We start from the raw sequence: 9591 nt of genomic DNA on the forward strand, positions 1-9591 counted from the left end.
CGCGTGCTGCGCACAGGGATGATTTTCCGCGCCGCGGTGGACAACGGATGACGAGTAACGGCAATGAATAAACGCTTTTATCGAATCGTATTTAATAAGGCTCGCGGGATGTTAATGGTGGTGGCGGAAACGACCCGCTCTCATCGGGCGGGCGTGTCGCCGCAATCCGGCGCCGACGCGCGAACCGGGTCGACGCTGACGTCCACCCTGGCGCCGCTGGCTTTTAGCTTTCTACTCGCTTTTTCCTGTCTCACTCCGGCTCAGGCAGCGATTGTCGCCGATAACCATGCGCCAGGCGGCCAGCAACCGCAGATCGCCAATAGCGCCAATGGCACGCCGCAGGTCAATATTCAGACACCGAGCGGCGCAGGCGTTTCACGCAACGTCTACAGCCAGTTTGACGTCGATGGGCGCGGCGTGGTGCTGAATAACAGCCACGCTAACACTTCAACCCAACTGGCCGGGATGGTCGCCGGCAACCCGAATCTGGCGAAAGGGGAAGCCAGAGTGATCCTCAACGAGGTGAATACCCGCGATCCGAGCCGGCTGAATGGCTATATCGAGGTTGCTGGACAAAAAGCGCAGGTGGTTATCGCTAACCCTGCCGGAATTAGCTGCGACGGCTGCGGGTTCATCAATGCCAACCGCGCAACGCTGACGACAGGCCAGGTACAGTACGGTAACGGGCAGATTAGCGGTTATGATGTCAATCGCGGCGAAATTCTCGTACAGGGCGGCGGCCTTGATGCGAGCTCGGTAGACAGTACCGACCTGCTCGCCCGCGCGGTGAAAATCAACGCCGGGGTTTGGGCGCAGGAGCTAAAGGTCACCGCAGGGCGTAATCAGATCGATGCGGCGCACAGCCGAACGACGGCAAAATCAGCCGACGGCAGTGCGCTGCCTGCGGTGGCGATAGACGTCAGCGCCCTGGGCGGGATGTACGCTCATAAAATTCGTCTTGTCGGTACCGAGCGCGGCGTAGGCGTTCACAATGCCGGCAATATCGGCGCGGCGGCGGGGGATGTAGCAATCAGCGCTGATGGCGCGCTCAGCAACCGCGGCGTGATTCAGTCCGCGCAGAGTCTGCAATTGTCCGTTAAGGGCGATCTTCACAACCAGGGCCAGCTGTACGCCGGTAAAGATAGCCTGGTGACGGCCAGTGCGACGCTAACCAATGACGGCATGATCGCCGCGCAAGGCGATACGCGGATTGCCGCCAACGCTTTGCGTAGCGCGCAAAACAGCACGCTCGCCGCCGGATTAAATAGCGATGGTTCTACCGCCAGCAGCGGCGCGCTGACGCTGAATAGCCAGAGCTCGTTGGCGCTGAATGGCCGCAATATGGCGGCAGGAACGCTGACGGCACAGGGCAGGACGGTGGATCTTGATAACAGTCGAACCTCGGGGGCGCGGATCGTGGTCAGCGCCGCGACCGGGGATATCACCACCCGAGATGCGGTGGTGGCGGCCAGCGAAAAACTCCAGTTGGCCGCCAGCGGCAAACTCAACAACCACAGTGGCCTGTTGACGGCCAGCCAGCTTGAGCTGAAAGCAATGGCGCTGGATAACCAACAGGGCGTAATCCAGCAGACGGGCGAGGACGATCTACGCCTTGATTTTCGTGCGGGATTGGATAACCGCGGCGGTGAGATTGCCAGCAACAGCCATGCTTTGGCGCTCAGCACCAGCCAGTTGCTCAATCAAAACGGAACGCTGCTGCATACCGGCAGCGGCGGCATGTCTATTACCAGCGAAGGCGCGCTGGACAACGGCGAAGGCACTATTGCCGCTAACGGCAATATCGTTTTGTACTCCGATAACATGAATAATCGCAGCGGTAAAATCAGCACGACGCAGGGCAATGCTCAGCTCATTACGCGTCATGAGCTGGAAAATTCGCAAGGGAATATCGTTGCTGGCGGTAGCCTTTCTCTACAAGTGGCCAGCCTTCGGAACCAGCAGGGGCAATTGATTGCGGCGCAGGGCGACCTGGCCATGAGCGCTGAAGGAGGGCTGGATAACCGCGAAGGCGTTCTTGCCGCAAATGGCAATATCAAGCTTGACGCCGACAATCTGAACAACCATGGCGGAAAAATCAGCGCGGCGCAGGGCGACATTCAGCTCACTGCGCGCCATGGGGTGGATAACTCGCAGGGGAATATCATCGCCAGCGGCGATATCCAACTCCAGGCTGAAAATCTTACTAATCGTCACGGGCAGGTAGGCACGGCGCAGCGGGGCAGCGTCAACCTGACGACGAGCGGTTTGCTGGATAACCAGCAGGGAACAATTACCGCCTTTGATGCCCTGGGTATTCAGAGCGCCACCGTTGATAACCGGCAGGGAGAACTGCAGTCCGGCGGTAATCTCAATATTACCATCCACAACCGGGGGCTGGATAACCGGCAGGGGCAGATCGTCTCCGCCGCCGCTCTGGAAATAGCAGGCGTCAACCTGGCGTTGGCTAATACGGGCGGAACGTTACTTGCCGCGAGCAAACTTAGCCTCGATGCCGATTCCCTCAGCGGCGATGGCGAGGTGCTCTCTCAGGGCGATATGTCGCTCACGTTGCGTCAGGCGTTTCATAACGCCGGGAGGATCATCGCCAACGGCAACCTGCAGTGGAATCTTTCCGGGCTGGGGCTGATTAATCAGGGGGTTATCAGCGCCGGCCGGGCGCTCAATCTCTATGCGGCAAAGCTGGATAACCGTCAGGAAGGTGAAATCAGCGCTGGCGAGAACCATTTGACGGTCAGCGGCGAGCTGGTCAATCGGGGGCTGATTGACGGTGGTTTAACCCATATTGTCGCCACGACGTTAACCAATATCGGCAGCGGGCGCCTGTACGGCGACGCCGTCGCGCTGCAGGCGGCAACGCTGACTAACGCCGCGGAGAACGGCGTGGCGGCGACGATTGCCGCACGGGCATCGCTGGCAATGGGCGTCGGCACGCTCAATAACCAGGATCACGCGCTGATCTACAGCGACGGTACGCTCGCCATTGGCGGACAGCTTGCCGAAGACGGTTCGCTCAGCGGCCAGGCGGGAGTGTTTAATAACCACAGCGCAACGCTTGAGTCCGCCAATGATATGGCGCTCGATATCCAACAAATCAATAACTACAACGACCATCTGGTGACGAAAGATGTGGTGGTCGAGCAGTCATGGCGCCATGAAGCGACGCTGAAAGGATCGGTACAGCGCTTCGACTGGTCGCTGGTCGATACCAGCTATAAAAACAAATATGGCGTTCACGACGCCATCATGCCGGACGGAAGCCGCGGCGATGAGTTCTATGAATACCAGTACCAGCGTACCGTTGTGGAAACGCAGGTGGTGGAAAGCGATCCTGGCAAAATCCTCTCCGGCGGCCGGCTCATCATCAACAGCGATAAGCTGAATAACTACGATAGCCAGATTATCGCCGGAGGAGCGCTCGGTGGCGTGATTGGCGAACTAAACAACGTCGCCACGACCGGCAAACGGGTGACCACCGACGTCGGCACCCAGACCCGTTGGTATGAGAAAAAGACCAGCCGCCCGTTTGGCGGCACCAAAACCAGCCAGGGAAAAAGCAGCAGTGATTACGAGCCAACTCCGACGGTTCAGACCATCGATTTGCAAACCATGAAGTGGCAGGGCAATACCCAAATTGATGGCCATAGCGGTGTGATTAATCCGCGCGATCGCGCCGATGAAACAGGCGAAATACCCGCCGGACGACTGGTGGAAGTGACGCCGGTTAACGCTGACGGAACGGTTATTCGCATCGTCACGCCGGATACCCGGCTTCCTGTCAGCAGTCTGTATCAGATTGACCCGCAGGCTAAAGCAGGCTATCTGGTGGAAACCGATCTGCGTTTTACCAACGGTAAAGCGTGGCTCGCCAGCGACTACATGCAAAATCAACTGGGCGTTGATCAGGCGATGAAGCGGCTTGGCGACGGCTATTACGAGCAGCGGCTGGTGCGTGAGCAGATCGTTAAGCTGAGCGGCGGGCGCTACCTGCAGGGCTACAGTAACGATGAAGAGCAGTACCGGGCGCTGATGGACGCGGGCGTCGCCTTCGCCAAACAGTACAACCTGACGGTCGGGGTGGCGCTGACGCCAGCGCAGATGGCGCTGCTGACCAGCGATATGGTCTGGCTGGTCGCCAGAGAGGTCACGCTAACGGATGGCTCCGTGCAGCAGGTGCTGGTGCCGCAGGTTTACGCGCGGGTTAAAGCGGGCGATCTCGATGGCAGCGGCGCGTTGCTCGGCGGTGAAAACGTGGCGTTCAGCGTGAGCCGTGATGTGACCAACAGCGGGCACATCCACAGCCGCGACGTGACCCAGCTAACCGCGGAAAACATTCATAACAGCGGCTATATCGGCGGCAACCAGCTCACGCTAAACGCGCGTACTGATATCAACAATATTGGCGGAACGCTGCAGGGCGGCGATAGCCTGATCGCGCAAGCCGGGCGTGATATCAACAGCGCCAGCACCCTCGGCGGCGCCCCAGGTAACATCAGCCTCGATCGGCCCGCGGGGATTTATGTCCAGAATGAAAACGGCCAGTTGGGGCTGCTGGCGTTACATAACATTAATCTGACGGCAAGCATGGTGAGTAACAGCGCGGCGGGCAGCCAGACGCAGATTATCGCCGGCAACGATCTCAACCTGCAGACGCTCGCCACCACCCATAGCGAAAGCGGAAACTGGGGGAAAGGCAACGATCGTTCCTTGACCCAGCGTAGCGATATCGGCACGCAAATTAACGGCGGCGCGGTGGCGCTGTCCGCCGGCCACGATATGAATGCCCGCACCGCCAGCGTGACGGCGACCAACAGTCTGACGGTTGCCGCCGGCAATGATATTAACCTCAGCAGCGGCGAGTCCTCATGGCACCTGACGGAAAACAGTCATCAAAGCAGCAGCGGCCTGCTGGCTCGCCGTTCGCTCACCACTCACGATGAAGTGTGGGCGCAGAACGCCATCGGCAGCAATTTTAGCGGTGACAGTATTGTGATGCAGGCCGGGCGCGACCTGCTGGTGTCCGGCAGCAGTGTTGCCGGCACCCAGGACGTCAACCTTGCGGCGGGGCGTAACCTGACCATCACCACCGCCGAGGAGCGTCGCCAGGAAAACCATCTACGTAAAGAGAAACATAGCGGCTTTTCCGGCACCGGCGGTGTCGGCTTCAGCGTCGGCAGTTCGTCGCTGAAAGCCACCGACGTAACGACGGCGTTAAGTAGCGCCGCCAGTACCGTCGGAAGCTCACAGGGCAACTTGAGCCTGAGCGCCGGTAATGTATTGACGGTTCAGGGATCTGACCTGGTGGCCGGCAACAATATGGCGTTGACCGGTAAAACCGTAAATATTCTGGCAGCGGAAAACCAGAGCACCCAGACCCATACCGTGGAGCAGAAAACCAGCGGCTTGACGCTGGCGTTATCCGGGATGGTGGGCAGCGCCATTAATACCGCGGTTTCCAGCGCCAACCAGGCCAGCACCGAGAGCAATGGCCGTCTCGCCGCGCTGAGCGGGCTGCAGTCGGCATTATCGGGCGTACAGGCGTATCAGGCATCGCAGATGCAGACTGCGGATTCCAGTCCGGAGAGCATGATAGGGGTCAACCTCTCCTGGGGTAGCCAGTCCTCGAAATCCACTCAGCGACAAACGCAGAACACCAGCCGCGGCAGCAGCCTGATGGCCGGCAACAATCTCAGCGTTATCGCCACGGAGACGGATATCAACGTTGAGGGCAGCCAGCTGCAGGCTGGCGGCAGCGCGTTGCTCAATGCCGCGCGCGATGTGAATTTATTCTCTGCGGAGAACGCCAGCACCCTGAGCGGTAAAAACGAGAGCCATGGGAGTTCGTTTGGCGTCGGTATTAACTTCGGCCAGGGCGCGAACGGGCTGACGGTCAGCGCCAGCGCCAACGCCGGGAAGGGCCACGAGAAGGGTAACAGCCTGACGCATAACGAAACGACCCTCAGCGCCGGTGAGCGGGTGACTATCGTCAGCGGTCGCGATACGACGCTGACCGGGGCGCAGGTGAGCGGCCATCAGGTGACAATGGACGTCGGGCGTAACCTGACGCTGAGCAGCGAGCAGGACAGCGATAACTACGATTCGAAGCAGCGTAGCGGCAGCGTGGGGGCGAGCGGCAGCATGGGCGGCGGTTCGGGTTCTCTTAACCTGAGCCAGAGCAAAATGCACAGCACCTGGGCGTCGGTGGAGGCGCAGACGGGGATTTTTGCCGGCGAGGGCGGTTTTGATGTGAAGGTGGGCGGGCATACGCAGCTGAACGGCAGCGTGCTGGCGAGCACGGCGGCGGCGGAGCTGAACCGGCTGGATACCGGGACGCTGGGTTTCCGGGATATTAAAAACTATGCCGAGTACAGCGTGGAGCAGCAGAGCGAGGGAGTGAGCACGAGCGGTAGCGTGGCGGGGCAGTTCCTCGGGAATGCGGCCAGTGGACTGCTGATGGGGGCGAACGGCAGCGGCAGCGACAGTTCGCTGACGCGGGCGGCTGTGAGCGAGGGCAGTATCGTTATCCGCGACAGCGCGAATCAGCAGCAGGACGTGACGGGGTTAAGCCGGGATGCGGCGCATGCGAACCAGACGCTGAGCCCGATATTTGATAAGGAGAAAGAGCAGAACCGGCTGGCGACGGCGCAGAAGACAGGTGAAATCGGGCGCCAGGTGAGTGATGTGCTGGTGACGCAGGGCAAGCTGAACGCGCAGGCGGCGCAGAGCGACCCGGCGGCGCGGGCAGCGGCGCGGGCGAAGCTGGTAGCGGGAGGGAATGGCAGTCCGAGCGAGGAGCAAATCAACGCGCAGGTGAGCCGAACGGCGACGGCGGACTACGATACGGGCGGAAAGTACCAGAAGGTGGCGCAGGCGGTAACGGCGGCGATGCAGGGTCTGGCGGGGGGCGACCTGGCGCAGGCGGCGAGTGGCGCAGTGAGCCCGTATGTGGCGGAAATCATTCACAGCCAGACGACGGACAGCGCGACGGGCAAGGTGAATGTGGAAGCCAATGCGATGGCGCACGCGGTGTGGGGAGCGATAGCGGCGGCATCGGGAAATAACAGCGCGCTGACGGGAGCGGCAGGCGCGGTGAGCGGCGAGCTGCTGGGGCGCTGGATAGCGGCGGAATATTATCCGGGTGTTAAGACAGAAGAGCTGTCGGATGAGCAGAAGTCGACGATAAGCGCGCTGAGTACGCTGGCGGCGGGACTGATGGGTGGGCTTAGCGGAGGCAGCAGCGCGGATGCGGTGGCGGGGGCGCAGGCCGGGAAGAACGCGGTTGAGAATAACTTACTGAGCGGCAGTGAAGATGTGCAGGCGGCATGGTTTCGCCAGCACGGCATCGATATGGCGAGTTGTTCCGATAACCCAGGCGGGCTGGCATGTCAGAAAGCGATAAATGAGTGTAATGCGGTAGGACTTGCGCTGGCATCGGGTAGTGTGGCCCTGTTACCAGGTGGTGCTCAGGCAATGTGGGGACTGGGAGCAAGTGCAAATGCCGGTATCAGTTATCTGGCAGATGGCACGATAGATCCGGCAAATGCGACTATTGCTGGCTGGGTAAACGTGCTCAGTATGGGGAATGGCCTGGCGGGTACCGTGGGCTGGAATGCTGCCGGAGGGGCGTTCGGGAACTGGATAGATGGCAAGGATCTGTTGTCTGGAGCTATAACCAACGGTGGAGGTGCTGCTGTAGGTTATGGTATCGGTAAAAGGATTTCGTGGGGAACAGAGAAGGTTACAAATACTGTTGGGAAATGGGTAACTGGTGGATGGGATCCGAAATATGACCCTATATGGATGAAATATGCAGAAGTTAACCGCAATGACATTATTCGAGAAGGAATGAAACCGAGTAATATTCCTGGTTCTGTTGGTGATATAGGTGCATCTGTGAGTTCTGAAATCGGTGGTAAAGCAACAGAAAAAGCACTTGAAGGTAATAAAAAATGAAATATTACTACCGAGCACTAATTGGTCATATGGTCATCTCAGTTTGTATTTTTTTGTTTAGTGTTATTGGGATTATTATGGTAGCACTTATAACAAAGCTCACATTTTCGGTTTTAGAATGGCTACTCAATGGTAGCTTTGATTTATCCTGGAGTGAGATTTTACATAGTATGAAACTTGGAGGTGTAGGTGGAGGGATACTCGGTATTGGTATTGTTCTGCTTCGTTTCTTTAAAGTAAAAGGATTTTAGCTTTTTAAGCAATCTCATTTCTGCTTGGGATTGCTTTTATGGTGGCGAATAATGCTTTGAATCCGATTGATTTCGGTAAAGGCATGGCTGACATGGGTTTATCCCAGCAGTTGCTCGGCGTTCATATGCTCCAGAATGGTGCCACACCAGAAGAACTCACGGCGGCGCTGCTCAAGAACTCACAGGGACAGATACCGGACGGACAGAATGCAGCTAAAGGCCTGATGATTGTCTGGGCAGAATTCTTTGGGGTTCTGGTGAGTGCGTTGGCGGCGGATGGGGAAATGACGCCGCAACGAGCTGCGGAAATCCTGGCAAGTGGCGTGCCGACCAGTGAAGCGAAGTTAGTACAATATGTAGCAGCTAAGGCGTTTTTGGTTGTTTCGAAGAACACCTCTTATCCATCTGGAATTAGTTTTAAAATTGACCAACTGGAACATATGGGTTCTGTTGTAAAATACAATCAACAGAAAGGTATTACAGGTGGTCATAATGCTGATGCTTTCTATTCAACAGTAAGTGAGAAAAATGTGAAAATTGTCGGTGAAACTCAAAGCAGCGTGAAGGGTATTACTGAGGTTCAATATAAAATACCCGCTTACGATCGCGCCGGTAATATTACAGGTTATAAGGATAAAATATTTACCAAAACAATCTATGACCCTAAGATCTTTACTGACAAAAAAATGTTAGAATTGGGGCAGCAAGCTGCAAGTAGTGGTTACAAAGCAGCTATTGCATCTGGACAACGAGAATATACGGCAACCGCCGGCGGGATAAAATTCCAAGTTTATTTGGATAAAAAGACAGGAATGGTAGAAAATTTTCATCCGGTGACTAAATAATGAACGAATATATTTTTGACAACATAGATTATGAAAACGATCCTGAATGGGTTGTTCGGGATTATTTTAATTCAATGAATCTACAGGGGAAATTCATATGGATGTTACCGTATCTTATAAATAAAATAGGCTGCGGTGTTAACGAAACATATTGTTCATTCCCTGATTTTGAAGACCCTGATCCAGAATGTCATTTTGAAGGCATAATGTTTGGGGTATGGGACGGAGAACTTATAGTTCCTGAATTTGTAGGCTTTAAATATGTCCGCCTGGCCTGTGAAAAGTATATTCAGTTACATCCTGAAGATACTGAAAAAGTAAATGAGTTGCTGGCTAAAATTCCAGCCTGAGTAAAGATCTCGGCTAGTGAGCCGGGATCGAGTTATCGGCGGTTATCCGCGATGGCGCGAATCAGCAGCAGGACGTGACGGGGTTAAGCCGGGATGCGGCGCATGCGAACCAGACGCTGAGTCCGATATTTGATAAGGAGAAAGAGCAGAACCGGCTGGCGACGGCGCAGAAGA

At 56.7% G+C, this 9591-nt stretch carries 4 protein-coding genes; all 4 read left to right on the plus strand.

Features of this window, described 5'->3' with window-relative positions; translation table 11 throughout:
- Positions 1-108: 108 nt before the first annotated feature.
- Genes CWM53_RS00595 through cdiI form a run of 4 tightly spaced genes read left to right on the plus strand, consistent with a single transcriptional unit; the run spans position 109 to position 9417 of the window.
- On the plus strand, positions 109-7971 hold the full coding sequence (locus CWM53_RS00595; RefSeq protein ID WP_413773711.1) for a hemagglutinin repeat-containing protein: 7863 nt from the start codon (positions 109-111) through the stop codon (positions 7969-7971).
- Positions 7968-8222: a hypothetical protein gene (locus tag CWM53_RS00600; RefSeq protein WP_052264175.1), complete on the plus strand. Its 255-nt coding sequence runs from the start codon at positions 7968-7970 to the stop codon at positions 8220-8222. The genes CWM53_RS00595 and CWM53_RS00600 overlap by 4 nt, the downstream gene beginning before the upstream one ends.
- A 38-nt stretch (positions 8223-8260) precedes the next feature.
- Positions 8261-9067 carry a CdiA family toxin C-terminal domain-containing protein gene (locus CWM53_RS00605; RefSeq protein ID WP_280178933.1) on the plus strand — a complete coding sequence of 269 codons (807 nt, stop codon included), beginning with the start codon at positions 8261-8263 and terminating at the stop codon, positions 9065-9067.
- On the plus strand, positions 9067-9417 hold the full coding sequence (gene cdiI, locus CWM53_RS00610) for a ribonuclease toxin immunity protein CdiI (protein WP_100631995.1): 351 nt from the start codon (positions 9067-9069) through the stop codon (positions 9415-9417). The genes CWM53_RS00605 and cdiI overlap by 1 nt, the downstream gene beginning before the upstream one ends.
- Positions 9418-9591: the final 174 nt, after the last annotated feature.

This window comes from Klebsiella sp. A-Nf5, from assembly GCF_002810545.1.
GTDB lineage: Bacteria > Pseudomonadota > Gammaproteobacteria > Enterobacterales > Enterobacteriaceae > Klebsiella > Klebsiella variicola.